Source organism: Hyphococcus luteus, from assembly GCF_002943565.1.
In the GTDB taxonomy this organism is placed as follows: domain Bacteria; phylum Pseudomonadota; class Alphaproteobacteria; order Caulobacterales; family Parvularculaceae; genus Hyphococcus; species Hyphococcus luteus.
In genome coordinates, this window is the sequence record NZ_PJCH01000005.1 from 1,178,652 (window position 1) to 1,204,220 (window position 25,569).

General features: G+C 58.5%; 20 protein-coding genes. 9 read left to right on the top strand and 11 right to left on the bottom strand.

The features are described from left to right. Nucleotides 1-567: 567 nt before the first annotated feature. The 6 genes from CW354_RS10655 (at nucleotide 568) to CW354_RS23075 (ending at nucleotide 12,869) form a co-directional block, all read left to right on the top strand. The gene (locus tag CW354_RS10655) at nucleotides 568-951 is read left to right on the top strand and encodes a helix-turn-helix transcriptional regulator (RefSeq protein ID WP_104829963.1); all 384 of its coding nucleotides are present in this window, start codon (nucleotides 568-570) and stop codon (nucleotides 949-951) included. Beyond that, complete coding sequence (locus tag CW354_RS10660; RefSeq protein WP_104829964.1) at nucleotides 951-2,180, top strand: type II toxin-antitoxin system HipA family toxin; 1,230 nt, start codon at nucleotides 951-953, stop codon at nucleotides 2,178-2,180. The genes CW354_RS10655 and CW354_RS10660 overlap by 1 nt, the downstream gene beginning before the upstream one ends. 30 nt (nucleotides 2,181-2,210) lie before the next feature. Continuing rightward, nucleotides 2,211-2,999 (top strand): hypothetical protein, encoded by a 789-nt coding sequence (locus tag CW354_RS10665; RefSeq protein WP_104829965.1) that lies wholly within the window; start codon nucleotides 2,211-2,213, stop codon nucleotides 2,997-2,999. Next, nucleotides 2,992-6,285 (top strand): DEAD/DEAH box helicase, encoded by a 3,294-nt coding sequence (locus CW354_RS10670; RefSeq protein WP_104829966.1) that lies wholly within the window; start codon nucleotides 2,992-2,994, stop codon nucleotides 6,283-6,285. The genes CW354_RS10665 and CW354_RS10670 overlap by 8 nt, the downstream gene beginning before the upstream one ends. A 162-nt stretch (nucleotides 6,286-6,447) precedes the next feature. Beyond that, on the top strand, nucleotides 6,448-10,806 hold the full coding sequence (locus tag CW354_RS10675) for a bifunctional RecB family nuclease/DEAD/DEAH box helicase (protein WP_133162272.1): 4,359 nt from the start codon (nucleotides 6,448-6,450) through the stop codon (nucleotides 10,804-10,806). Continuing rightward, the gene (locus tag CW354_RS23075) at nucleotides 10,785-12,869 is read left to right on the top strand and encodes a hypothetical protein (RefSeq protein ID WP_133162273.1); all 2,085 of its coding nucleotides are present in this window, start codon (nucleotides 10,785-10,787) and stop codon (nucleotides 12,867-12,869) included. Before CW354_RS10675 ends, CW354_RS23075 begins: the two co-directional genes overlap by 22 nt. Nucleotides 12,870-13,000: 131 nt before the next feature. Here the strand turns inward: CW354_RS23075 and CW354_RS10680 are convergent, their stop codons facing one another. The 5 genes from CW354_RS10680 to CW354_RS10700 form a co-directional block, all read right to left on the bottom strand. Beyond that, nucleotides 13,001-14,323: a tyrosine-type recombinase/integrase gene (locus CW354_RS10680; protein ID WP_104829968.1), complete on the bottom strand. Its 1,323-nt coding sequence runs from the start codon at nucleotides 14,321-14,323 to the stop codon at nucleotides 13,001-13,003. A gap of 440 nt (nucleotides 14,324-14,763) precedes the next feature. Further along, entirely contained in the window at nucleotides 14,764-14,967 is a 204-nt protein-coding gene (locus tag CW354_RS10685; RefSeq protein WP_104829969.1) for a cold-shock protein, read from the bottom strand. 240 nt (nucleotides 14,968-15,207) lie between these two features. Continuing rightward, a complete protein-coding gene (locus tag CW354_RS10690) occupies nucleotides 15,208-16,092 on the bottom strand; it encodes a right-handed parallel beta-helix repeat-containing protein (protein ID WP_133162274.1) in 885 nt (294 codons plus the stop codon). Nucleotides 16,093-16,132: 40 nt separating this feature from the next. Then, entirely contained in the window at nucleotides 16,133-16,798 is a 666-nt protein-coding gene (locus CW354_RS10695) for a DsbA family oxidoreductase (RefSeq protein WP_104829971.1), read from the bottom strand. After that, complete coding sequence (locus CW354_RS10700; RefSeq protein ID WP_104829972.1) at nucleotides 16,795-17,550, bottom strand: enoyl-CoA hydratase/isomerase family protein; 756 nt, start codon at nucleotides 17,548-17,550, stop codon at nucleotides 16,795-16,797. Before CW354_RS10700 ends, CW354_RS10695 begins: the two co-directional genes overlap by 4 nt. 97 nt (nucleotides 17,551-17,647) lie before the next feature. Between CW354_RS10700 and CW354_RS10705 the strand changes: the two genes are divergently transcribed. After that, nucleotides 17,648-18,196, top strand: a complete 549-nt coding sequence (locus CW354_RS10705) for a DsrE family protein (RefSeq protein ID WP_104829973.1) — start codon at nucleotides 17,648-17,650, stop codon at nucleotides 18,194-18,196. A gap of 11 nt (nucleotides 18,197-18,207) precedes the next feature. Here CW354_RS10705 and CW354_RS10710 read toward each other — a convergent pair whose 3' ends face one another. From CW354_RS10710 to CW354_RS10745, 6 genes are all read right to left on the bottom strand, one after another. After that, nucleotides 18,208-19,248 carry a patatin-like phospholipase family protein gene (locus tag CW354_RS10710; RefSeq protein ID WP_104829974.1) on the bottom strand — a complete coding sequence of 347 codons (1,041 nt, stop codon included), beginning with the start codon at nucleotides 19,246-19,248 and terminating at the stop codon, nucleotides 18,208-18,210. Nucleotides 19,249-19,365: 117 nt separating this feature from the next. Next, the gene (locus CW354_RS10715; RefSeq protein ID WP_104829975.1) at nucleotides 19,366-20,448 is read right to left on the bottom strand and encodes a DUF2855 family protein; all 1,083 of its coding nucleotides are present in this window, start codon (nucleotides 20,446-20,448) and stop codon (nucleotides 19,366-19,368) included. A 465-nt stretch (nucleotides 20,449-20,913) separates the two neighbouring features. Beyond that, the gene (locus tag CW354_RS10725) at nucleotides 20,914-21,465 is read right to left on the bottom strand and encodes a GNAT family N-acetyltransferase (protein WP_165793640.1); all 552 of its coding nucleotides are present in this window, start codon (nucleotides 21,463-21,465) and stop codon (nucleotides 20,914-20,916) included. Between the two features lie 111 nt (nucleotides 21,466-21,576). Beyond that, entirely contained in the window at nucleotides 21,577-21,837 is a 261-nt protein-coding gene (gene rpmA / locus CW354_RS10730; protein ID WP_104829978.1) for a 50S ribosomal protein L27, read from the bottom strand. 9 nt (nucleotides 21,838-21,846) lie between these two features. Beyond that, nucleotides 21,847-22,446, bottom strand: a complete 600-nt coding sequence (locus tag CW354_RS10735) for a 50S ribosomal protein L21 (RefSeq protein ID WP_104829979.1) — start codon at nucleotides 22,444-22,446, stop codon at nucleotides 21,847-21,849. Between the two features lie 321 nt (nucleotides 22,447-22,767). Then, nucleotides 22,768-23,226, bottom strand: a complete 459-nt coding sequence (locus CW354_RS10745; protein WP_104829981.1) for a MarR family winged helix-turn-helix transcriptional regulator — start codon at nucleotides 23,224-23,226, stop codon at nucleotides 22,768-22,770. A gap of 80 nt (nucleotides 23,227-23,306) precedes the next feature. On the opposite strand from CW354_RS10745, the gene CW354_RS10750 reads away from it, so the two are divergent. Both CW354_RS10750 and CW354_RS10755 read left to right on the top strand, forming a co-directional pair. Then, complete coding sequence (locus tag CW354_RS10750; protein WP_104829982.1) at nucleotides 23,307-24,704, top strand: aldehyde dehydrogenase; 1,398 nt, start codon at nucleotides 23,307-23,309, stop codon at nucleotides 24,702-24,704. 27 nt (nucleotides 24,705-24,731) lie between these two features. Continuing rightward, entirely contained in the window at nucleotides 24,732-25,568 is an 837-nt protein-coding gene (locus tag CW354_RS10755; protein WP_104829983.1) for a p-hydroxycinnamoyl CoA hydratase/lyase, read from the top strand. Nucleotide 25,569 lies beyond the last annotated feature (1 nt).

Consider the following 25,569-nt stretch of genomic DNA (forward strand, 5'->3'; position numbering starts at 1 on the left):
ACGCAGGGGAAGGCTTTCCCCTCCCCATCATCTAGATTGTCACTCACACTTCCAATCGGCGTCCCATTGGCTCCCAATCAGCCGGGGGGAGCCTCACCATGGAGCGATCTATGCGGCCGGGCCGGTGCTTCGTCTGGCCTGTGAGATTTCCCTTACTCTTGCCACCAGGGGCAGAGGATTGGTCACGCTACCCACGTGGCCTCAACTCACTATTCTCGCGTGCATGCAGGAGCAGCGGGCTACTCGAAGGCCACCCGACCAGATTGCCAACTCGATACGAAACCTCACAGCCTGAATGCTGAAGTGCGAGGATTTATATCGTTGCACCGTCGCGATCCGGGCGCGCAGGAACCTGCGGATTCCTCACAGCACAGGAAATTCTGCGGCAGCCGGAACTCAAAATACGGGCATGCCTGTAGCCAAACCCCGTCCGAAATCTGCCTACAGATTTCGGACAAGAGTCTCTCCGGATAAGGCGCCGGGCGTGCCACTGACCAACCATTGCAACGCCACGACGGATATGCTAAACGCCATATATGGCAGTTTATATGGAATTGGCGGCCGAATATGGCAGTTAAGGTAAGTTCTCTCAATGCGCGTCGAGCCTTGGAGGCGCTGGGAGCAAACATCAAGACGGCTCGTTTGAAGCGTCGGATCTCCGTGAAGGGATTCGCCGAACGGATCGGTGTGTCCGAGAGAACCGTCATCCGACTGGAAAAGGGAGACGACGGCGTCAGCATCGGCACGCTGGCCATGGCCTGCCTGGTGCTCGGCGAGATCGATCGGATTTCGGAGTTCCTCGATCCGGGCTCCGACGATACCGGACTGCTGCTTGACAGAGAGGCGTTGCCTAAGCGGATTGACCGGAAGCGAGGGGCCAAGCCCGCTGGATCGGGCAAGGAAAAAACTGCCCTTCCGGCCAGCGACGATGATGAAGGGGTCGGTTTCTGATGCCCGAAGCGATCGTCGCCCTTGGCGAAGGCAAGCGGATTGTCGGGCGATTGCGGTTCGAGACTGACGGCCGCCGCCAGCATTCGCAATTTGAATATGCCGCCGAGTGGTTGGCGGCGCCCGATCGCTTCGCGCTCTCTCCCGGCCTGCCTCTGCGTGAGGGCGGTCATTTCAGCGCGGGCCGCGGTGACCGTCGTTCGGCGCTGCCCGGATGTTTCTCCGACGCCGCACCGGACTCATGGGGGCGTGCACTGATGACCAAGGCGTTGGGCGGCGGTCTCAGCGAGTTCGACTATCTGGTGCTGTCCGACGACCGCACCCGGCAGGGCGCACTACGCTTTCTCGGAGAGGATATGGAGCCGCTGTCCGATCTGACGCCACCGATTCCAAGACTGGTCGAACTGGATCGCCTGCGCATGCTCGCCCACCGCTTCGAGCGCGATCCCGGTGGCGCAGAGGAAGAAGCGCGCGATCTGGCCGGCGTCGCCGGATCGCTCGGCGGCGCTCGTCCGAAGGCCAATGTCGAAGGCGACGGACATCTGTGGATCGCCAAGTTCACGTCCGCCCAGGACACCAAGCCGGTCGAGCGCGTCGAGGTCGCCACGCTGAAGCTAGCGGCGAAATGCGGCTTGCGGGTCGCCGAAGCAAAACTCGAGATGCGCGATAGCGACAGCCCGATCGCGTTGATCCGACGGTTCGATCGCCGCGGTAACACGCGGATCCCGTTTATTTCGGCGCGTACCGCGCTCGACTGGGACAGCGACGAAGGCGGGTTCTACACGGACATCGCAGACGTGATCCGTCAGATTTCGAGCAAGCCGGTCGACGATCTACATGAACTCTGGCGACGAATTGTCTTCACGATCCTCGTCTCCAACAAGGACGACCATCTGAAGAACCACGGCTTCATCTATGCCGGTGGGGATCGGTGGCGGCTGTCACCGGCTTTCGACATCAACCCCTCGCCGTCACGACACAGAGTGCTGGAGACCGGCATCATGCAGGGGGGCTCTTTCGACGCGTCGCTCGAAATCGCGCTGGAGGCATGCGAGTTCTTCGACCTTACACTCACCGATGCTAGGCAGCAGGCATTTCAGATGGCCGAGACGCTCGCCAACAACTGGAAACGAGCCTTGCGAGATGAAGGTTGCTCTGCAGCGGATGCGCAGAGCTACGCCGACGCCTTTGAGCACACGGCAGTAGAAGAGGCACTGAGCCTTGATAGTTAATCTGACTCATATCGGCATGGAGGCCTGACGGTGCCGATTTCCTTTACTCCGATTAACAAGGAAGGCTGTTGGTACGGGTCGACCTGGATAGTCGATGATGAGGATGCTTTAGCCGAGATGATAGCCCGAGTTGCGCTCGGTCAATCGCGTGGTGTCGAACGCATCCTAAAGGCCACTGATGCACTGCCTGCAGGCTATCCAACCGGTGGATTTGCAGGTGCAAAAGCCTTGCTAACGGTGGAAGAAGGCGTGGACCCATACCATAGGGACGGATGGGTTTTTCAGGTGATTTCGTGGATCGCAGCGCATCGTCAGGACGCTGATGCGCTCATTCGCGCTCCACAGATGATAAAGGCGGACAAAGGGCTTGATGGTCTGATCGTTGAGTTCGACGATGATGATGTGGCGCGCGTGGTGATCTGTGAAGAAAAGGCTACAGAGCACGCTAGGCAAAAAATCAAAGGAGCAGTTTGGCCTGAGTTTGCGGAATTCGAAACTGGCGCGCGCGACAATGAGCTGGTGGCAACCGTAGCTGCCCTGCTGGAGAGATCGGGTGATCCTGAGCTTGATAAAACCGTCGCTGATATTTTGTGGAGCGATAAGCGCTCCTTCAGGGTCGCGGTGACCGTTGGCGGGGCTTACGCCACCGCTAAGGGACGAAAGCGGTTGTTTAAGGGATACGAAGACGTCGTGTCAGGGGGTGTCGACCGCCGTCGAGCTGAGACCCTTCCGCTTGATGACATCCGGCTGTGGATAGCTTCGATTGCGGAGAAGTCTGCAGCGATTGTATCCGAAGCCGAAGGACTGGCCGATGTATGATCCAGATACAGCCGCGCTGATCCGATCAGCACCAGAACTTCCTGATCTGGATAGAGAGAGTTTGCCGGATGAACTGTCCCGAGCCTTCGCCGAAATTGTGTCAGCTCGGGTGTTGCTTCGACAAGGGGTCGAAGAGCCAGACGGGCTGAACGTAACGATCAACTTTGCAAAGCGGCTTGCGCAGTCCTACGAGGCTTTGGTTTCTATCGATCCAAGGCGTGAAAATAAAGCTGCGGCAGGCTTTGTAGCAGCCACAGCGTACCAGTTGGTCTATCAAGCTACCGCCCTGTCGGCCGATACCCGACCTAACGCTTTCCTCGGCGCCAATGGCATCAGCCCAGACATTTCTGCGATGCTGCTGTTCTTAGTGGCGGAAGCATCCGCTGACGCGTCCGAAGTCGCGCGCGCAATACGGCGCCCAAGGGACTCACGGCTGCAGTCCGAACTTATCCTTCACCTAATCTGGCTTGCGCGCGGACAGGTGGGGCAAATTGCGGATCGTACGCGTGTTTCAATGTCATCTGTGGTCACGGGATCAGGCGCTGAGCGCGCGAATGCAGCGCTCTACTATCGCCTTTTGCGCGGAGTTCGTGCGTTGGCATTTGCGCTTCAAGGACGACGGATTCGGGGCATGGCAGATCCAATTGCAGTCTTTGCGGAAGTGAAAGCGTTGGCGGCGCCTGGAGCCGATGAAGAAATCGACGAACTTCACCATGGTACGCTGGTGGTCTTTCCCGGGCCCTTTCATCTCGCCAGTCTTTTGATCGCGGCTGGCTCGGCGCTGCTGGAAGGTGCGGTTGTGAACTTACCGCCGCCAAGCGGCGTCCCGCCAAATCGGTGGCAGATCGCCATGAAAGGCGTTGCGAAAACGCGACCGTATCTTTGGCGCAACCATAAAGAAGCGACCGAGCGCGGATACCTCGAAAATGGCACCTCCTCCGCAATCGGGTTCCCGACAGGTGCCGGAAAATCGACTACCGCGCAGCTCAAGATACACTCGGTGCTTCTCTCCGGACGGAAAGCAGTTTTCCTCGCACCAACCCATGCGCTTGTTGACCAAACTGCGCGAGATCTGCGCGAGGCGTTTCCAACGGCCAGTGTCCAAGGTGAGCGCGTCGATGAGTTCGGCTTTTCAAGCGGCGAGGATGAGTTGCCCGACATTATGGTGATGACGCCTGAGGCATGTCTGTTGCTGACCCATATGGAGCCAGAGAGGTTTGCGGACGTCGGGCTTCTCATCTTTGACGAGTGCCACTTGATTCACCCGGATGATGGAGCGGATCGACGCGCGATCGACGGCATGCTTTGCATTTTGGGATTTGTCCGCGTCGCGCCGGAGGCCGACCTCGTCCTTCTGTCAGCCATGATGAAAAATACGGACGAAATCAGTTTATGGCTTGCGGACCTGACAGGCCGCGATGCGCTGGCATTGGATGATGCCTGGAAGCCAACGCGCCAACTCCGCGGCTGCGTCGTCTATGACATTGCCCGTATTCGAGAGTTAGAGAAGCAACTTCGTAAAGGGCGTCGCAACAAGCCAAGCGGAGGTGCTCCTGCCGCGCTTAAGCGAGAGATGACCGCACTGCCGAGCGGATTTTTCAGCGTTAAGCAGACATGGGCGTCACAGCTTCGGAGCGACTATGCGCTTGTACCACTATTCTCAGATCCGTTGCCACTGGCGGTCAACACCAATTGGGGCCTTACCCCGAATTCCGGCGTCGTCGCTGCATCGATCGCGGCAGCGGCCGCCGAAACTGGGATCAGGACTTTAGTTTTCTCACAGTCAATTCCCAACGCTGTGTCGATCGCCGACAAGACAGCCGCCGCGCTTGGTCAATGCAGCGTTGAACTGACCGAGGCGGAGAAGCGCTTGCTCGATATCGCTATTGATGAGCTTGGCGATGCCGACCAGCTCTATCTGGAGCTCAACGAAGGGAAGCTCGCGGTTCAGGCCGCAACTCATCATGGGCAATTGCTGCCCGAAGAAAGGCAATTAGCGGAGTCTCTCTACAAGCGCAAAGGGGCCTTGTCCGTCCTCGCCGCGACGCCGACGCTCGGTCAAGGCATGAACTTGCCAGCGGAACTGGTCATTATTGCCGAAGACAGTCAGTATAATGCAGATGCAGGTCGCAGAGACATTCTAGACCCCGAGGACTTACTCAACGCGGCTGGCCGAGCTGGTCGCGCCGGTGAGAGCGCGACTGGGATTGTGTTGGTGATCCCTGGAAAGGTCGTTGGCCTCAACGATAAGGAAAACAAGATTGGCAACCGATGGTCGCGTCTACGGGATATATTTGGTCAATCCGATCAATGCTTGGTACTAGACGATCCTTTTACTGCGTTGATGGACCGAATTCACGACAAAGCATCGGACGTCGGCGACCTTGAAAAGTACGTGGTCGCTCGCCTTGCTGAAACGAGTGAAGGTGAGAACGGCGTCAAGGATGTGCGCCTTGGCCTCGCACGCAGCTTCGCAGCATTTCGCAAAAAGCAGGCCGACAACAAAGACTGGGTTGCTAGTAGAACCGCTTCGGCTTTGGCGCTCTTGAACAACGAGGAAGGTCAGTCAGCCGTGGAGCGTCAGCCTTTGCGTGATCTGGCGTCTATGCTCGGCATGCCGGAAGACGTTTTGGCGAAGCTTGCGAAGGATGTTGTGGAGAGCGGCTTCGACGCGAACACGACAGTAAAGGACTGGTGCGAGTGGATGCTTGAGTGGCTACAAACACATCCTGACGAGATGTTCCGGCTCCTGAAGTTTGAGAGCATCGAGTATCTGCTAGGAAAAGACTTCAAGAGTTTGGGAACAAATGTGGAGCGGGCGAAGTTGGCCGTACCTTTGTTGCGATCGGCGCTTGAGGAATGGATGAATGGTGCAGCGCTTCTGGATATTCAGAAGGTGCTTTCACAAAAGTCACGCGATCTCAAGCGCAGCACAAGCGCTCGAAAATTTGTAATCCGAGTAGTGCCTGACCTGGCACACGTGCTGTCTGCCCCGTACCAGATATATCTCCGCATTGTCAGCGTTGAGAAAGACGAACCCGTCGAAGCTAGCCCGGGCCTAGCCTATATGAACCGGTGCATCCGGCGCGGCTACAGCAGTGCCGAGATGGCCGCTTATGCGATGCAGATGCGGTCTGCCAAATGGGCGAGACGCGAAACACACAGGAGATTCTCTAAGATCGCGGCGCATCTCAAACCGGCTCCAAATGGGGAAACCGCATCTTCGCTGGAGGCACGTGTGGAAGCGGCTTTAGAGGAGGAATTGAACTATAGAGGTTTGCCGTAGTTCTGCCGGTGCAAATCTGGAAAAATAAAAATCGATCTCAGAGGGAGATGCACCATAGAATGCATTGTGGATAGAAAGATAAAAAGTGATTCAGGAACAAAGCAAGCTGTCCGCGAAGGCAGATAAAGCCAGTGGCAGATAAAAGCCTTAAAGGGACTCACAGTGTATAGGCTCGGTAAACGCGTCATCTCTCAATACATCCGAACCGGATGCAAACGCCGCTTGCGGCTTGATTTGTACGCTGGCCGGGAAGCAAGGGCTGCGGCAAACGCGCCAGAGAAGGATGCCGCGAGGCCAGGTCTGGCCCTAATCACCCAGCAAGGACGGGATTACGAGCACCAGAAATATGCAGAGCTTCAGATGTCGTTTCCGGAGCTTGCGATTGCAAACTCCGACGATGGAGCGGTCCCTGGGACTTCGGAAGCTTATCGAACGCTCGATCTCGAGTCCATTTTGGAGAATGCTCCGGAAAATGGCTTCCTCTTGGAGGCAGAGTTTTCTGTTACGCCAACGTTCATAGCAGCGCATGATCTAACTGCCCTGTGTGGTGGGGCGGAGCCGCTCGTCGCCTTGGCCAAGGTCAGGCCTGACATCATCCATATTGCTCCAACAAATGGTGAGGTTAGACGCGTTATTGGGCCAGATGGAGCCATTGAGACTCTCAGCGGCGAGGATGAACGGCTCGGCCTTCGGATCATTGATATCAAGATTTCCGGAGAAGCTAGTCCAGCGCATTTTTCCGAACTCGCCTATTACAGCATGACGCTCGCGGGGTGGCTTGTCGACACCGGTTGGGCCGACGATTTCGTTGTTCTAGCTAATGCAGCGATTTGGCCTGGAAAACACGAAGCATCGTGCCTCCATGAGCAAGAGGAGACTGATCGACGGAACTTGGTGTTTGACCGGAATTTGGCGCTGTATTTTCAGGCTCTTGAGGAAGACCTAGAGACAATGCCCCCAGAAGTCGTACTGGGGCGCGTACGTAGGTTCTTGAAGGTTGACCTTCCCGCGGTGATTGAGCCGGAGGATTGGTGCAGTCTCGACTGGCATGTCGACCAAAAGTGTGGCGGCTGTGACTATCTCGGATACGCTTGGGGAAATCGCGAACAGATCGATGAACGCTACTGCTGGCAATCTGCAGAACGTGAAGAACACCTCAGCCGCGTTGCAGGTGTGACCCGTGGGGCGCGAGGAAAACTGGTTGAACACAATGTCACTAACGTTCCGCATCTAGCGGCGCTTCCAGCAGGCAGCCCTGCCTATGAGACGCACCAGGCACTGAAGGCAAAACGCACGGTGTTCAAAAGCCGGGCGGAGAGGCTGAACGTAGGCGGCGATGCAGAGATTCCAGATCGTTCGGGAACCAGTGGAACGCTTCCGAGATTCGCAGATATTCGGATCGCAATGTCGGCGGACTTCGATATTGGAAGCGGACTGACGTTCGCCTTCGGGTATCGCATATCCTATGGCGTTCCGACGGGACAACGACCAGATGGCCAAGGTTGGAGCCGGGAGCGTCGCGACCCGTTTAGCCGAGAACTCCTTGTCATGGAGCGATCAGTTGAAACCGAAGGCGCGATCTATACGCAGCTACTTGAATTCTTGCTGGCCGATATTCAGAGGGCGAAAGCCGCCATTCTAGAAGGCTATCAGCAAAACGGAGCCCCTGACAAAACGGACGTGAGCCTGCAGTTCTATCTTTGGGACCGGCTTACCTATGAGCATTTGCGCAGGGTTACAGGGCGCCACTTGGATCGTTTGCAGGCACCTGTGAGAATGGGTGACGAAGACGTGAGCGTTATGTCGTGGCTGTTTCCGGCAGAGCAGTCGATGGACTCACCAGACTATGTTGGGCGATCATCGCCGGTCACCATCGTCGCGAATGCCGTCAACAGTTTGCTGTCTGCACCGATCCCGCATCACTACGGTCTTGTCGAGTTGGCCAACACACTCGACTCAGAGGGGCGAGAGCGTGACGACGGTTCGACATGGGAGTATCGGGTCAGCGATTTCTACAAGGACCCGTTGTCGGATCAGATCCCATCGGAACGGGGACACGAGATCTGGGAGCGGTCGGCTCCGTTTCGAAATCAAGACTTCCAACAACACCAAGAGCAGGTGCGCCGGGTCGTTCGTACTAAGCTGTCTGCCGTCCTCTATGTGGCGATGCAGCTCGCAATTGAGTTGCGAGACACGCTGAGCGCAGACGCCCCGCTCGTTGATTCCGTCTTCACGCCCTTACGCCGAATGACTGGCACGGGGGATGACGAGGAAATCATCTATCAGCATGCCCGACTTATGGCGGCGGTGCAGAGGATGGAGATTGAGCTACTGATGGCGATGCCTCCGCATGAGCGAGAGGCGCGTTATGCGAGCTTGAGAGCGACACGGCGCTTGGAGGGCGAGGAGCGACGGGCAGCATTGGAGCAACTCAACGTTCGCGGTGCAAACCATGAGACGCTTGTTTTCGAAATGTCCGAGCGCTCGCGAGACGCTAAGATCAAGGATGGAGAGTACACATGGTCGCTCCTGCCGGAGCGTGAGCTTGGCCTACTTCAAAACCTGACTACTGCACAGTTCAAGAGCCGGACCGGCCTGGAGCGTCAAAACCCGATTCGGCCATGGGAATGGCGCCGGTTGGTCAGGGAGGATCTTACGGTTTCGGTTCTGAAGATATCGAGGAGCGGCCGTCTCATTGCACTACAACCTTCTGATCTTTTGGCATCAGCGATACGGGGCGCACATATCGATTTTGACATAGATGGAATGGCGAGTGACTTCGCCATACTCGACCCGATTTCGATGGATGCCTTTACGGGTAAGTTGAAAAAGACGCTTTCTGACCCAACGGGAATTCGATTCCCACAGATTGCGGCTGATACACCACTTTTCCCGGCTCTATCGGTCGCTCGGGTCAGACAAGGAAACCCGCGCCGCGCGCCTCACACACCCGCAGCAGACTTTATATGGAACGCAGAACGACTTGCTGTCACTGACTTGGATAGTCACAGTGCTAACGCTATCGTTGCGGGAGCGTTGACGTTCCGCTCGGATCTGACAGACGCGCAAAGGCAAGCCATTCGAACGGCAAGCTCGCGACGGCTGTCCGTTTGGTGGGGGCCTCCGGGAACGGGGAAGAGCGCGACGGTGACAGCCTATGTTGCCGGTTTACTTCAGGATGCCAGAGACCGCGGCCAAAAGCTGCGTATCGCCATCACGGGTTTTACGTGGGTATCGATCGATAATATCGCCAAAAAGCTGCCTGAAGTGTTCGAAACGCTTGGCATATCGGACAATGTGACATTTGCCCGACTATCCAGCACACCTAATCCTCAAGTCGACACCGAACTGCAAAACCATGTGGTGAGAGTGAAGGCGGAAGAAGGCGGTTTGAGCGTCGAAGCTCAAGAGCTGATTGGTGCTCTGGAAGGCGATGGAATTACGGTCGTCGCCACAACGGTCGATCAGCTTCACAATCTAGGCGGGGATGCATTGTGCCAAGAGCTATTCGACGTGATGGTCATTGATGAAGCGTCCCAACTCGACATCGCACATGCCATTGTCGGCTTTAGCAAGCTGGCCAGGGATGCGAGGTTGACGGTCGTTGGCGATGACAAACAAATGCCGCCAATTCACCCGGTGGCTCCTCCGATAGGATTGGAGCATCTGCTAGGTTCAGTATATGATTTCTTCCGTCACTATCGCATATTGGAAGGACGTCCCGGAATCGAGCCTGTCATGCTGGACACGAGCTTTCGGTCCAACAGCGAAATTATTGAGTTCGTGCGCGAGGCTGGTTACGGGCCAGAGCTTCAAGCGAGCCCCCAAACGGCGCAGCGACGCGTGCAATTGGCGCGACCGATCGGTCCAGTAGCCCCTTTGGGTTGGCCGACTGATTTGTCCTTCACCAGCGAATTCGCTCGCATACTCGAACCTGCACAGCCGCTGGCAGCCATTATTCATGAGGATGAGTATTCCAGCCAGCGCAACGATGCTGAAGCCAATCTTATCGCCGGTTTGGCGGTGTCTTTATGGCGCGCCGGTATGATTGATCAAAACGAAGGGGCCGGGACAGAGTTCGATCCTGACGCCTTCTTAGTCGAGGGGTTGGGAATCGTTACGCCTCACCGCGCGCAGCAATCGGCGGTCTTTGAGCTTTTAGACCGTGCGCTTCCACCCGAGTTTGACAGAGAGCTTCTTTTTTCAAGCATCGATACAGTGGAGCGATTTCAGGGTCAGGAGAAGGAAGTTGTTCTCGCTAGCTTTGGGCTCGGTGATGCCGACCAAATCGCTTCCGAAGAAGAGTTCCTATACAGTCTCAACCGATTCAACGTGACTGTTTCCCGCGCTCGGTCGAAATTCGTGGCGGTGCTGAGTCGCCCACTAGTGGATTATCTTCCGCGCGATCGCGAGGTGCTCGAAGAATCCCGTTTACTAAAACACTTTGTGGACGGTCATCTATCAACTGGGCACGAAATTGAATTGCCGGGTCTGGGCATATGTATGGTGAAGACCCGATGACAGGTGCTCTCACCAAAACTTCTCTTCTAGACGCCTGTGCGCTTCCAGTTGAACAATTGGCGCGTATCGCCATGAAAGAAGGTGTTCGTCCTCGTGCAGAGTATCAAGCCCATAAGTGGTTCGCGCGACGATTGGCTGTGACAGCGAGAGGCCTGCTCGCTGGTTTTGGAACACGAGCTGGTGAGGATTTTTGGAAGACGTTTTATTCAGGCACCGGATTTGAAGATCTGCGCGTATTGGATCCGTTTTGCGGTGGCGGCGTCATGTTGCTGGAAGCGCAACGACTGGGTGCCCATGCGATCGGTTTTGATGTTGAGCCGGTTGCGGCGGCAATTTCGGCTTTCCAGGCAGAGCTCGGCACTTTGCCAGATCTGTCAGATGCTCTTAAAAAGCTCGAGCTCAATGTGCTCGATGAAGTCGGAAAGTATTATCTGACGCAATCCGAGGATGGCGTAGACGAGACCCTCCTGCATGCATTCTGGGTACAAACTGTCAGTTGCGGAGAATGCGGAACTGAATTCGATGCTCACCCTCGGTTTCGTTTGGCGCGGACAGAAGCAACGAAGCGTCAGTGGGTAGCTTGTTCTTCCTGTAGCCGATTGATCGAAGCCGATGGCGATGCGGACCAAGTTACGTGTTCATGTGGTGCGGTGACGGATCCGAGCGGAGCGCATCAACGCTATGGCGCGGCAGTGTGCCCAGCCTGCGGACATTCAGAACCTTTGATTGATATAGCGCGAAGGGAAGGAAAACCCAATTTTCGGCTGTTCGCTGTGGAAAGTCTGCCGAGCAATGATGAGCGTGTCACGCCAATGGCAGAACGGTCGCTTCGGACTGCGACTGCGTACGATTTGAACCTCTTCAAGAAGGCTGAAGCTGCGCTCGCAAGTAGACTCGCGGCGAAAGCCGACGCGCTGCCTCGGTCTCCAATACCTAAGTCAGAACGCGCTGATGACCGTCTACTATCTTACGGATATGTCGACTATACGGAACTTTTCAATGCTCGGCAAAAGCTGCATTTAGTTGCATTGAGTGAAGAAATTGATGCGTTGCCAAGAGATATACGCGGAGCCTTCTCCGTTGCATTTTCCGATCATCTCAAGACCAATAACATGATGTGCGCGTATGCCGGAGACTGGCGTCGCCTGACACCACTCTTCTCGATCAGGGCATATCGCCATATTTCGCGTCCGGTTGAGCTGAACCCATGGCTGAATAGAAATGGCCGAGGAACGTTCCCTAATGCGGTCAGATCGGTTCAGCGCGCTGGTGCTGCCTTCAGAGAGCACCGCGTAGCGTCAAGTGTGCTTTATGACGAGCCAATAGCCTACCATACAGGGCGCAGTGAGATCGCATGTCGAGACTCTAAGTCTATGCCGGCCGTTGATGATGGTTCGATCGATCTCGTTCTTACAGATCCGCCTTATCTTGATTACATTGCATATTCCGAGCTTGGTCACTTCTTTGCGCCTTGGATGCATCGGTTCGGGCTCATCGACGGAAACAGCATAGATCGCTTCCCAAGTGGACAGCTAGCCGCTCCCGCCAATACGAAGGATCGCGCAGAACGATTCGTTCGTCATTTGGGACAGATTTTCGAAGAGTTGCGGCGAAAAATGAAGCCGGACGGACGCTTCGTGTTCACCTATCAGAACTTGGACGGACGAGGTTGGAAAGCAATCGGGACAGCGCTGGCTCGCGCAGGGTTTCAACCCGTTTCGGTGTTTCCTTTGTACGGTGAGAATGGGTCAAGATTGCACAAGCGTGACAACTCGATCTCTTGGGATTGTGTTGTTGTATGCGCGAAGGCCGACCCTGTTCGCAACTTTCGAACGACCAAAGGCGATCGAAGCCAAGGGGCATCTTTTGCATTGAGTTGGAAGAAAAGGCTTGAGGATGCCGAATTGCCATTTGGTGCGGGTGATGTCGTAAATCTGACGTTGGCGGGAGAAATTCTTTTTGCATTAAGTCGACGACAGCGTGGTAATTTGCAGGGCTGCGTTGTCCACGAAGAGGATGGGTTTGGGAGCGTTCTCGCTTGCGGAGCATCCCTCGCAAAGTAGCCGTCTCAGTCTCTTACTTTCTCTCGGTTTCGCACAAGCCAGTCGACATCGCTCCGCTATCAGGTGCGGAGTAGTGATGGCTCTTTTCCTTTAGAATCTAGGCTGCCGAGGGTCGTGAAAATGAGTGGCGATTAAGTGGATGGATGGCTTTCGTTCAACATTTCATTGATAGCGCTCTGACGGGATTGCCGATCCAGCGTATAAGTGTTCCGCCTGAACTCGACCCCTTCGAGTAGCGCCTTCACGTAGCCAGACACCGTGTCCGCAGCCATGATCAATGTGGAATCGAGCGTGTGGACGTACTTGCTCGTGACCGACCCTTTGGCGTGACCAATTAGGGCGGCGATCGTGATCTCAGTGAACCCCAAGTCGTTCGCGATGCTCGCGAAACTGTGCCGCAGGACATGAGGTGTCACGTCCCAAAGCGGCGTGTCCTTGAACATCTTCTTCCAACTCTGTGGGAAGTTCCCGACGGCGTTGTCCAAGCCCTTGCCGGGAAAGACATACGTGCCTGCCCGCCGCTTCCGTTCGTCTTCGAGATACTCGACAACAGGCAATCCGACAGGACGGACGGAAGATCCCTCCTTGCTATCGATCAGCCGCAGGCAGCTACCCTCAAGATCGACCTCGCTCCATTTGAGATTTACGATTTCTCCGCGACGGCAGCCAGTCAGCGCGATCAGCCTGAGGATATCGGCGTGTATGCGGTAGTGGTCGCTCTCCCGCGCCTCGCGAAGAATGCCGCCTAGAACCCGATACTCGGCTTCGCTGAGCCTTCGGTCACGGACCTGATATTTCGGTTTGCGGAGACCATGCGTCGGGTTGTGCTCAATCACGCCAGCCTCGACGGCATAAGAGAAAATGCCACCGAGCAGGCCCATGGTCCGGATCGCGGTGCCGCGGCCGCCGCGAACGATGGCCTTGCCACGGAGCTTTTCGGTTTTCATGGTCACGCGCGTCTTACCGGCAATGATGTCTTTCATCAGGTTGTTCATGTCCGGCTTTGTGATGTCCCGCACACGTCGTGTCCCAAGAAGAGGAATGATGTGCCTGCGGATACGGCCGACATCGGTGGCAATGGTGGTCTCCTTCTTCGGCCGGCCGCCTTTCCCTAAGATGAGGCCAGCTTCCATGTCGGCGATGTACTGCTCGCAGAGCTGCTTGATGGTAAGCGCCTTCCGGTCTTCTTCCCGTTCTTCGGCGGGGTCGTCACCATGAGCGACCCGGCCAAGTTGCGCTTTCGCTTCACGACGCGCGGTCTCCGGAGTCCATACGCCATGCAGACCTATCGTATAGCGACGCGAACGTCCTCTTGATCGATACTGAATCACATAGCTTCTCTTCCCGGATGCGAAGACGCGTAGACCAAAGCCAGGGAGTTCATCATCCCAAATGACGTAATCTTTAGTGCCTGTTTCAGCCGTATCGACGACCCGCTTGGTGATCTTCGCCATGGTTCCAGTCCCTGCCGGACCCGACTTCGCGTAAGCACCACGTAAGCACTTGGCGGCAAATTCGGGCGTATTCTCGGATAGGGATTTCGGAGAGCGGATTCTAAAAATCAATAAGTTTCAGGTGGTTATCGCACTCTGGCGTGCCCTATCGCGTAATTCGGATAGGGCAATGAACCAGCTCCGAAGGCAGAGGCCAAAGGTTCGAATCCTTTCGGGACCGCCATTTTCACATCTCTCGCCAGCTTGCTTTGCTCGCGGCGCCGATGGGGCGGGCTGCCTGTCCGGCGGGCGGCGCGGGCGAATCGGCGCGGCGCCTGGGCGGCCCCCGAGCGTCGGCGTAAGCGAAGTCAGCTATTCAGTATAAGGAACTATGAGGCGTAGAAAAACCGCCGCGGGCGCAGCAGCCGCGCGGCGGTTGAAATGCATGAAAAGGCGGGGCGTCAGACCGCCTTCAAATTGCCAGCGGATGTTTTCCCCCGCTGCTCCACAAGTTCGTACTCGATTTTCTGGCCTTCCTGCAGATCGGGCATGCCAGCTTGTTTGACGGCGGATATGTGAACAAACACGTCTTTGCCGCCGTCGTCAGGGGCGATAAATCCGTATCCTTTTGTGGCGTTGAACCATTTGACAGCGCCTGTAGCCATTCTTCGATCTCCTATCATGGCGTCTTCCCCCTGCTTGTCCGCATACTGCGTTTTAGCGAGGGGCTTGGGTCGGCAACCATGTCTTGGGATCTAACGTAACGGCCAGTCTTCCCGGAAGGGGCGGGGTCGTGAAGGTCAGTCAAAACAAAGTCGCAAATAGATTTGAATACAGAGGCGGCTCGCCGTCAAGTTGTGTTGCGTGCGCTGGGTGCGCATCGCGAAAAATACAAATGTTATAATTTAATCAGTATTAAGGCGCCCGCCCGCCTGGTTGCGCACGTCATTGCCTTCAATTACCGGGACTACCCCCGTCTCGTTGCGCAACAACCGCCCGTTGCGGTTGCGGTTGACGATCCGGTTGCCGGTTATAACCAGCGCATCGGCGGTTCCGCCCCGCGTCTGATCATAATTGATAAGCGTGGAATTGTCGCCGTTTGCGGCCTGAATAAAGCTGTTTCCTTGAATTAGGACGCGCCCGCCGCGCGACGCGTCCACGGAATAGCTGGTTTTGCCGTCGGCGTCGTCGAAACTCGAATTAACGATGCGCGTCACCGCGGCGAGGGATTTGACGTGATGGCCGATGCGCGTGCCAATGAATTTGCTGGCGCGAATGTCAAGTTCTTGACCATCTGCGACGTAAATCGCGTGCGAATAGCCGTCGCCATAACCGTTGTCGATGAACGCCGACCCGGTGATCGTGATCACGCCCTTTGCCTGGCCGGTGGCGAGAATGCCGTCTTCATTGTCTTCAAAGACGCAATTGACGACGGTGAGATGAAGGCCGTCATGGCGGATGCCGGCGCCGTTGAGGTCCGGCGACCGCGCGCCCTCGAAGCGGATATTCTCGACACGGAGCGATGTGTCCCAGAGCGGGTTTAAGATCCCCTTTTCCGTCGGGCGGCTGGAATGGAAAACCACTTCGCCCTCGCCCTTCAGCGTCACGTCCCGCGGGAGTTTCAGGTCGGTTAGGTCGTAACGCCCGGATGCGATCACGATTGTTTCGCCCTTGCGCGCTTTTAGGACAGCGCGTTTGAGGGCAGGCGCTGAGTTTGCGGCGATCTCCGCTGTTGCTGGAGAGACGCAGGCGGCGAAAAAAAACAGGATGCAAAGAGCGGTTCTTTTCATGACCGGCGTCTTTGCGATTTTCATGCCGTCCGCGCGGCGCTTACTGGGCGCGCGTCGCGCGCGCCGCCTGACGCAGCGCATCCGCGAGCCGCGCCGGGGGCAGGGCGCCGGAAAAGCCGGTGCGTTCGTTAACGATGAAAGTGGGCACGCCGGTCACCCCCGCCTGGCGAAAGGCGTCGGCCTCCGCTTTGACCTCGCCGGCGCTTTTCGGGTTTTGAAGGTCGGCGAGGGCGTTGTCGCGGTCGAGGCCGGCTTCCCCGGCGATCTTAACGAGCGTCTCGTCGTCGCCGATATCGGCGTTCTTGTCCCAATAAGCGGCGTAAAGCATCAGCGCGAGGCGCTCCTGCGCCCCGTCGAAATGAGCGAGGCGGATCAGCTGATGGGCCTTCAGCGTGTTGGGCAGATGCGTCGGCAGGGACGGATCGAAGGCGAAACCGGCGCCCAGCGCCGCGGCTTTCAACTGGTGGGCCATTTCCGCGCGCTTGGCCTCATCGGGAAATTTCTTCGCATAAAATTCGCGCCGGTCGACGCCGTCTGCGGGCGTGTCGGGATTGAGCTGGTAGGCGCGGATGCGCGGCAGGACGATAAATTCGTCCTTGAGGCGGTCTTTCGCCAGCTCAAAGGATTTCAGGCCCACATAACACCAGGGGCAGACGGGATCGGCGACAATGTCGATGAGAAGACGCGGCCGGTCCGGATCGGTCATTTGGAAAATCCTTTCAGCCGCGCCGCCGTGTCGGTGATCTCGGGGTAATCGCGCCGCTGTTCTTCTGCGAGCGCTGTCTCCAGGGCGGGGTTTTCCTCGGCGAGCCGGTAAAGGTCCTTATAGGCCGCGACGGCGCCGGGACTGGCCGCCGCGATGGCGGCGGCGCGTTTCGCGGTTTCGGCGTCGAGCGTTTCCTTGTCCGGGAAGGCGGCGTTGGCGAGCCCCCAGCGCTCGGCCTCGGCCCCGGTGAAGCTTGCGGCGGTGAAGGAAAGCTCCCGGGCCCTTCTGACGCCGACCGCGCGCGCGAGATTCTGGCTCATGCCCCAGCTCGGCCGCAAACCCCATTTCGCATGGGTGTCGCCGAATTTCGTCTCCGCCGTCGTCAGGATGAAATCGGCGTGCAGCGCCAGCTCAAGCGCGCCCGTGAAACAAAACCCGTGCACCTTGGCGATGACCGGCGCTGACGCATGGCGGATGGCGTCGATGGCGGCGAAGGAGACATTGTCGAAAATGTCGTCGACCTTGCCGTTTTCAAAGGTCGCCCCCTGCAGCAATTTCAGATCGACGCCGGCGGAAAAGGCGCGGCCCGCGCCGCAGAGCACGATCACGCGCGCCTTTGCTTCGGCCTCTTTCAGCGCGGCGATCAGCGCCTTCAGCAGGTCGGGCGTGAAGGCGTTGAGCGCATCCGGCCGGTTCAGCGTCACGTTGGCGACGCCGTTTTCCATATGGGATTTGACGAGCGGTTCGGACATGGGCCTATACTCCTTGATGCGGATTATAAGCCGGTTGCGTCCTGGGAGACCAGTTTTGGGGCCAGCCTGGCGCTTACAGGCAACGGGACTGGAATTCATGAAAAAACTGTTCGGGCTTTGCGCCCTGCTCGCCGCCGCGTCTGCGGCGCTGTCGCCGGCGCAGGCGGACTTTTCGGCCTTTTCCAAAGGGCCGGTGTTCGAGGATTTCGGTCCCGTCGCGGATGTGGATGCGGATTTCGAAATTCCGGAAGGGACCGAATTCAAGATCGTCTACGACACGAACAAGGGCGCCGCGCCGGGCCAGTTGAATAAGACGCTGGTGACGGCGGCGCGCTTTTTCAACATGCATGCGCGGGCGGGCGTTCCTGAAGAGAACATCGCCCTCGCCATCGTAGTGCACGGCAAGGCGGTGCAGGACCTGACCGGGGATGCGCATTACGCCGAGGCTATGGGCGGCGAAAACGCCAATGCGCCGTTGCTGGCGGCGCTGATGGAAAAGAACGTGCGCGTCATCGTCTGCGGCCAGAGCGCCGCTTATTACGGCGTCACGAAGGAAGACCTGCTGCCCGGCGTTGAAATGGCCATCTCCGCGATGACGGTTCACAGCGTTCTGCAAAACCAGGGCTACACGCTGAACCCTTTCTAAAGGGAAGGGTTTCAAGCCGTCACGGAAACCGGATCCTGCGGCGCTTCGCCGTCGCCGGGCCCCGCGGCGCGGCGGATATTTTCGAGATAATCTTCCGCGGCGGCGCGCCCTTTTTCATGCAGGGAGCGGATGAGGGACGGCGTCGGCCGGCTCGAAATCTGCACCTTGGTTTCGTATTCGCTAAGCGCGATGACATCGAGATCGCGCATCTGCGGATGGTCGTCCTGAAGCCGCGCCAGCTCCTCGTCGAGCGAGCGGTTGAAGAGGAGGTTCTTCATATAGGCGTCAACCTCCGCGCCGCTTTTCGGCAGGCCTTCGGCGCCGGATTCGATGAGGCGCACCAGAAGCGTCCTGTCGGCGTCGATGCGCGCCAGCGGCTCCAGCGCCGGATTGGCGGAAAAGCCGCCGTCCCAGTAAGGCTCGCCGTCGATCCACACCGTCGGGTGAAGATTGGGCAGGCAGGCCGAAGCGAGAAGCGCGTCGATGGTGATGTCCGCATTCGTAAAGATGCGCGCCTGCGCCGTCTTCACATGGGTCGCCGACACGAACAGCGCCGGGGCTTCGGCCGAGCGCAGGGCGTCGATGTCGACGTTCTTGGCGAGGGCTGAGCGCAAGGGATTGACGCTCATGGCGCCGGGATTGGTCATCGCCTGGCGCCACATATCCGATTGCGCGCTCATCAGCATGGGTGAAAACATGAAAGTCGAAAACGACGACGCATCGGCGATGTCGGTCCAGAAGCTTTTTAGCGCATGGCGCGCGCCGGACGCGCCGCCGGTGACGAAGCCGGAAATGAAAAGCGCGGCGTTGAGCGCGCCTGCCGAGGCGCCGGTGATGGCTTTCACGTCGAGAGCGCGTTCATGGCTCAAACGGTCAAGGACGCCCCAGGTGAAAGCGCCGAGCACGCCGCCGCCCTGCAGCGCGAGATTGAGCGTCGCCGGCTTTACGGTCCGCCGGTCGAATTCGCGCGCCGCCCGGAGATAAGCGAGCTTGAGGCGCCGCGCCGGGCCGGAGCCGTGAAGCCAGCTGTTGATGGTCTCGCGCATGCTCATAAAGCCTGGCTCCTGCTAAGCTTGAGCCTTCAGGCTCGCAGCAAATCTTTACAGGATGTTGTGCGCCGCACAATAAATTCGAAAAAGTAATATTGGCGGACGGCGTCAGGGCCGGCGCTAAAACCCGACGACCCAGGCGGCGTCGGCGGGCGTCTCGCCGGCGCAGAGCTGTTTCCAGGCGCGTGCGACCGCTTCAGAGCCGTTTTCGCGCCGGATGATCAGCCAGTCGTGCGATTTGATCGCGGCTTCTTTCCAGAAGGCGAAAGCCTGTTTTTCGAAACCGCCGGGGCCCCATTCCTCGGCGCGTTTTTGAATATGGCCGGGGGCGAAAAACATCTCGCTGCGCTCGGCGATGAAGTCCGGGCCCATGGCGTTCTGCTCGTAATGGGTGACGCCCACATTCGAGGTGAATTTCATGTTGTCGCCGAGATGTTTGTGGAGCCGTCCCAGGACCTCGCCATTGCCGGACATGTCGATGATGAGGGCGGGTCTGGAAGCGTCGATCTTTTCGATCTCGTCATAAGTGAAAACGTCGGCGTAAAGTTTCAGCTTTTCCACCGCCGGTTTGTTGCGCGCCGACGTCAGACCCACAAGGCGCGGCGCCGACTTGTCTCCGGCGATGGCGTAAGCGGTTCCGATCGCGGTTTTCGAGGACGCGCTCGCGATGATCGCCTGCTCGGCGCCGAACCAGCCCTTGTCCTTCATGAAATCGTAGAGGCAAAAGGAGGTCGCATAGAGCGGGAAGAGCACCATGCGGTCGTCGTCCATCTCGCGATTATAGCCGGGCTCGGCTTTGACGCGCGCATAGGAATTATAGACCGGCGGCAGGCCCGCCCGATGCGCCGCCCCGTCGAAGAGGCGCGTTTCGCTCGCCTTTTCCGGTTTCATGACGAGATGGCTCGCCATGGGAAAATAACCGTAAAGACGTTCGCCGACGGGAACCTCCGGATTGTTCGACTCGACGACGTCGGCAAAGCCCCAGACCGGGATGATCCCGTCGCCTTCTTTCGCAACGGGAAAGAATTTCCAATAGCCGATGCGCTCGCCAACGACGCCATAGGTGACGTTGTTGGCGGTCAGCGCGAAGCGGTCGATTTTCGCCAAGACCTCGCCGTCTTTTAGCGCCGGGGCCTCGCGGGTCTCGACCCGCCCCTCGGATAGCTTGTCTTTGCGGACGATGAATTCGCTGATGGTCGTCATGGATCGCTCCGGCGGCTTTCGCGGGCGAGGCTAACATCCGCGCCCGCAAAGGTTGAGGGCCAAACGCAGCCTTTTCCGCAAGACGCGAAAAACGCCCGGAATCCCGCTTTCGGTGCGTAGTTATCCACGGGTTTCGCAGCGGGGTTATGCTCTTGGATGTCATTCTGCACGCGCTGCGGCGCGCTGATTGTCTTCATCCTGAGGGCGTTCACGAAGTGAACGCGTCGCGAAGGGCGAGGACAATCAGCGCCTCAGGGCGAAGAGTGTCGCCGCGCATGGTGCGAGATCCCGTGACGCCGCCCCGGGATGACAGGGAAGCGAAGGAGCAGAAAATCGCGTGGAACATTTTACGCAAATGGCGCCAAACTCTTCTGAAAGCCAGCAGCCAGGCCAAAAAAAGAGATCGAGACGTCGGTTTGCGTTGAAATGTTTCACGCTTGCGCGTTTTCAAGGGGCGCGCCCGTTTCAGGCGAATGTCACGTCAGGCGGCGGCGCGAAGTCCTCGCGCATCATCGCCATGCGCGCCGACTCCGCTTCGCCGCCACGGCCGAGCGAAAACTGTTTGCGCGTCTCGCCGGTTTTGCGAAAGCCCGTCTTTTCAAGAACGCGGCCCGAGGCGGGATTGTCGGTGAAATGACCGGCAAGGAGTTTTTCGGCGCTACGCTCTGCAAAGGCGAAATGCGAGACGGCGCGCGCGGCCTCCGTCGCGACGCCGCAGCCGCGCGCCGGGGCCGAGACCCAGTAGCCGAGCTCGTAAAGCTCGATGGTGATCCGGGTGACGCCGCAGCAGGCGATGAGCTCGCCATTGTCGCAAACCGCGAAGGCGAACTCTTTTCCCAGCGCAAAGGCCTGGGAGATCGCCGCGGTGAAGCCTTCCGCGTCTTCGAGCGTGTAGGGGTGCGGAATGCGCGAAGTGTTGCGGGCGATCTGCTCGTCATTGCAGAGCCGCGCGAAAACGGGCGCGTCGATTTCTTCGATGGGACGCAGGAGAAATCGTCTGGTGTGGATGAGAGTCATGACGCGCCTCGGACAAAAGGAAAAACGGCGAAAAGAAAAAGGGCGCCGCAGGGGGCGCCCTTTTTCCAAAACCCTCATTTTGCGGCGCCCCGGGCGCCGCGGACGGCGCGATTAATTGTCGGCCGGAATAATGGAGACGTAGTTCTTGCCGCCGCGCTTTTGCGCAAAGGCGACGCGTCCGCCGGAAAGGGCGAACAGCGTGTGGTCCTTGCCCATGCCGACATTGTCGCCGGGATGATATTTGGTGCCGCGCTGACGCACGATGATATTGCCCGGAACGACGCCTTCGCCGCCGAACTTTTTCACGCCGAGACGCCGGCCCGCCGAGTCGCGTCCATTGCGCGAGGAACCGCCTGCTTTTTTATGCGCCATTGTCTACTCCTATTCGCCTTTGGCGAGTTTCTTCGCCTGTTCAACCCAGCCTTCGCGCTCGATGCGGCCGTGAAAGGCGAGTTTCTCATCCATATCCGCAATGTCTTTTTCGGTCCAGCCGGCGATCTGCGCGAAAGACGTCACGCCCGCTTCGTGCAGCTTTTTCTCCAGCACCGGGCCGACGCCGGAAAGCTGTTTCAGATCGTCCGCGCCTTCGCTCGGCGCGGCGGTTTTCGGGGCCTCTTTCGGCTCTTCCTTTTTGGCCGCTTTCTTCGCCGCCGGTTTCGGCTTGGCGCCGCCGGTCAGGATGTCGGTCACTTTGAGGACCGTCAGATGCTGGCGGTGGCCGGCTTTGCGGCGGTAATTCTGGCGGCGGCGCTTTTTGAAGACGATGATCTTCCGGTCGCGCTTTTGCTCGAGGATTTCGGCGGCCACAGAAGCGCCGTCGACTTTCGGCGCGCCGACGGTCACATCGCCGCCGTCGCCGACCATCAAAACCTCGTCGAGCGTGACCACGTCGCCGGCCTCGCCGGGCAGGCGCTCGACTTTCACAATATCGTCTTTGGAAACGCGGTATTGCTTACCGCCAGTCTTCACGACTGCGTACATATCCGACTCCGTGAGGCGTCTGTTCCAGCCTCAGTGTCCTTTTTCGCCCCGGTTTCTGCCGCCCGGTTGTTAAGAAGAAGCGGGTCTCTAGCCCGGGGGACGGGTCTCGTCAAGCGGGATAAAGCGGGCTGGGCGTTTGCCAGAGGCGCTTTCCGGCGAAGGCATGGCCGGAACCGGATTTCAATTATTTTTCAATGGCTTGGGCGTTGGCCGGGCGCGCCGCCTGAAAGCGCTGGAGAAAGAGAACCGGCGTCTTCGCAAGGCGGTTTTTGATCCGACCCTCGGCAACCCGATCCTTTTGGCGGTCAATCGTCTTGGCGGTCAGCTGTCCCGTTCGCCTGCGATCTGACGCCTGGCCTTGGCGAGCAGGCGTAAAAGCCGATCCTGTTCGTCGGGGCGGAGCGTATTGAAGGCGCATTCCTCATGGTCCGCCATGATCTTTTTGATCCGCCTGGCGGTCGCTTTGCCTTGCGCCGTGCAAATGAGACCGTAGGAGCGGCCGTCGCTTGCCGTCTTGGTGACAAGGCCCTCGTTTTCAAGTTTCGCAATTAGCGGCGCAATGTTGGCGCGTTTGATTGCAAGCGCCCGGCCGATGCGCGCCTGCGTCTCCCCAGGATTGGCTTTGATCATCAAGAGGACCGTTGCGGCGACCGGCGAGAAGTTTTCCCTTGCAAGGGAGTTGGTCAGCTGCGCCATGGACGCGGCTGAAACCCGCCGGAGTTGATAGCCGAGAAAGCATTCAAGCGGGTCTTTCAGGGCGGTTTCCGTCAAATCTCCCATGGGCCTCAAGGGGTAGGACTATTGTCTGGGGCGAACAAGAATGCTATGAATAATAGCAATATATTCATCGGGAGGACAAGATGGAATTCGAGCGCAAAAATCCTCTAACGGGAGAGACGGCGAGCAAGGCGATCGCCATGAAGTCGGGCGATATTCCCGCGATCGCGGAGCGTGCGTCGGCGGCCTTTTCCGTGTGGTCGGCCCTAGGCCCCAATGCGCGCCGCGCCGTCCTCATGAAAGCCGCCGATGCTCTTGAGGCGAAAGCCGATGATTTCGTTCAGGCGATGATGGGCGAGATCGGCGCGACCGAAGGCTGGGCGCGGTTTAACCTGATGCTGGCGGCGGGCATGATCCGCGAGGCGGCGGCGATCACCACGCAGATCGGCGGCGAGGTTATTCCGTCCGACAAGCCCGGCTGTCTCGCGATGGCGCTGAAAGAACCTGTTGGCGTCATTCTGGGCATCGCGCCCTGGAACGCGCCGATCATTCTGGGCGTCAGGGCCATCGCCGTGCCGCTCGCCTGCGGCAACAGCGTGATATTGAAAGCATCCGAAAGCTGTCCGCGCACCCATGAATTGATCGTTGAGGCGTTCGAAGAGGCGGGCTTCCCCGAAGGCGCGGTGAATATCGTCACCAATGCGCCGGAAGACGCGGGCGAGGTCGTTGGCGCGCTGATCGATCACCCGGCGGTGAAGCGCATCAATTTTACGGGCTCGACGGCGGTGGGCAAGATCATCGCCAAGCGTGCGGCGGAGCATTTAAAGCCTGTGCTTCTGGAGCTCGGCGGCAAGGCGCCGCTGATCGTGCTCGAAGACGCCGATCTCGACGAGGCGGTCAAAGCTGCGGCGTTCGGCGCCTTCATGAATCAGGGGCAGATCTGCATGTCGACGGAACGGATTATCGTCGTCGACGCCGTGGCCGACGAATTCGCCAGGAAATTCACTGAGAAAGCGAAGTCGCTGGCGACCGGCGATCCGCGAGAGGGCAAGACGCCGCTTGGGGCCGTGGTCGACAAGAAAACCGTTCAGAACGTCAACGCGCTGATCGATGACGCCGCCTCGAAAGGCGCAAAAATCCTGACCGGCGGGACGGCGGACAGCGTGCTCATGCCGGCGACCGTCGTCGACGGCGTCACCGCAGACATGAAAATTTATCGCGACGAAAGTTTCGGCCCGGTTGTAGGCGTGATCCGCGCGAAAGACGAGGCCGACGCCATCCGGCTCGCCAATGACAGCGAGTATGGGCTCTCCGCCGCCGTTTTCACGCGCGATTCCGCGCGCGGCTTAAAAGTCGCGCGGCAGGTTCATTCAGGCATTTGTCATGTGAACGGCCCGACCGTGCATGACGAGGCGCAGATGCCGTTCGGCGGCGTGGGCGCTTCCGGCTATGGGCGTTTTGGCGGCAGGGCCGGGGTCGACAGCTTTACCGAGTTGCGCTGGATCACGGTGGAAACCGAGCCCGGCCATTATCCGATTTAACTGCTTGTAGAAGTGAGGAGAACGCGCGTGAGCGAACGCACGGAAGAAGAAACGGTATCCTACGAGATTGTGGACCGAGTGGCGTGGGTGAAATTCAATCGCCCTGAGAAGCGCAACTGCATGAGCCCGAAGCTGAACCGGCAGATGCTGCGGGTGATCGAAAAGCTCGAATTCGACGACAATGTGGGCGTTCTGGTGCTGACCGGCGAGGGGACGGCGTGGTCGGCGGGCATGGACCTGAAAGAATATTTCCGGGAAACCGAAGCGCTCGGTCTTCAGGGCACGCGGCATGCGCAGCGCGAAGCCTATGCCTGGTGGAAGCGGCTCAGATGGTACCAAAAGCCGACCATCGCCATGGTCAACGGCTGGTGTTTCGGCGGCGGCTACGGCCCGCTCTTCGCCTGCGACCTCGCTTACGCCTCGGAAGACGCCCAGTTCGGCCTTTCCGAAATCAACTGGGGCATTCTGCCCGGCGGCGGCGCGACCAAGGTGGCGCAGGTTCTGATGCCCTTCCGCAAGGCGATGTATCACGCCATGCTGGGCGAGAACCTCACCGGCAGGGAAGCCGAGGAGGCGGGGCTCGTCAATGAAGCGCTGCCGGCGGACAAGCTGAAAGCGCGCGTCGGCGAAGTCGCCAACAAGCTGCTCGAGAAGAACCCCTGGGCGCTGAAAGCCACCAAGGACGCGATGCGCCGGGTCGGCGAGATGACCTACGAGAATGCCGAGGATTACCTGATCCGCGCGCAGGAGGCGCTCAATTTCTTCGACAATGAAGCGCGCAAGGAAGGCATGCGGCAGTTCCTTGACGACAAAACCTACAAGCCCGGCCTTGGCGCCTATGATCTGTCGAAACAGAAAAAGTAAG

What these genes read in the sequence shown, in the direction of transcription:
- CW354_RS10690 (WP_133162274.1), bottom strand. Translation starts at nt 16,092, where the DNA reads ATGAAAAGAACCGCTCTTTGCATCCTGTTTTTTTTCGCCGCCTGCGTC.
- CW354_RS10705 (WP_104829973.1), top strand. Translation starts at nt 17,648, where the DNA reads ATGAAAAAACTGTTCGGGCTTTGCGCCCTGCTCGCCGCCGCGTCTGCG.
- CW354_RS10670 (WP_104829966.1), top strand. Translation starts at nt 2,992, where the DNA reads ATGTATGATCCAGATACAGCCGCGCTGATCCGATCAGCACCAGAACTT.
- CW354_RS10655 (WP_104829963.1), top strand. Translation starts at nt 568, where the DNA reads ATGGCAGTTAAGGTAAGTTCTCTCAATGCGCGTCGAGCCTTGGAGGCG.
- CW354_RS10710 (WP_104829974.1), bottom strand. Translation starts at nt 19,248, where the DNA reads ATGAGCATGCGCGAGACCATCAACAGCTGGCTTCACGGCTCCGGCCCG.
- CW354_RS10680 (WP_104829968.1), bottom strand. Translation starts at nt 14,323, where the DNA reads ATGGCGAAGATCACCAAGCGGGTCGTCGATACGGCTGAAACAGGCACT.
- CW354_RS10685 (WP_104829969.1), bottom strand. Translation starts at nt 14,967, where the DNA reads ATGGCTACAGGCGCTGTCAAATGGTTCAACGCCACAAAAGGATACGGA.
- CW354_RS10725 (WP_165793640.1), bottom strand. Translation starts at nt 21,465, where the DNA reads ATGACTCTCATCCACACCAGACGATTTCTCCTGCGTCCCATCGAAGAA.
- CW354_RS23075 (WP_133162273.1), top strand. Translation starts at nt 10,785, where the DNA reads ATGTATGGTGAAGACCCGATGACAGGTGCTCTCACCAAAACTTCTCTT.
- CW354_RS10745 (WP_104829981.1), bottom strand. Translation starts at nt 23,226, where the DNA reads ATGGGAGATTTGACGGAAACCGCCCTGAAAGACCCGCTTGAATGCTTT.
- CW354_RS10660 (WP_104829964.1), top strand. Translation starts at nt 951, where the DNA reads ATGCCCGAAGCGATCGTCGCCCTTGGCGAAGGCAAGCGGATTGTCGGG.
- CW354_RS10715 (WP_104829975.1), bottom strand. Translation starts at nt 20,448, where the DNA reads ATGACGACCATCAGCGAATTCATCGTCCGCAAAGACAAGCTATCCGAG.
- CW354_RS10750 (WP_104829982.1), top strand. Translation starts at nt 23,307, where the DNA reads ATGGAATTCGAGCGCAAAAATCCTCTAACGGGAGAGACGGCGAGCAAG.
- CW354_RS10695 (WP_104829971.1), bottom strand. Translation starts at nt 16,798, where the DNA reads ATGACCGATCCGGACCGGCCGCGTCTTCTCATCGACATTGTCGCCGAT.
- CW354_RS10735 (WP_104829979.1), bottom strand. Translation starts at nt 22,446, where the DNA reads ATGTACGCAGTCGTGAAGACTGGCGGTAAGCAATACCGCGTTTCCAAA.
- rpmA (WP_104829978.1), bottom strand. Translation starts at nt 21,837, where the DNA reads ATGGCGCATAAAAAAGCAGGCGGTTCCTCGCGCAATGGACGCGACTCG.
- CW354_RS10700 (WP_104829972.1), bottom strand. Translation starts at nt 17,550, where the DNA reads ATGTCCGAACCGCTCGTCAAATCCCATATGGAAAACGGCGTCGCCAAC.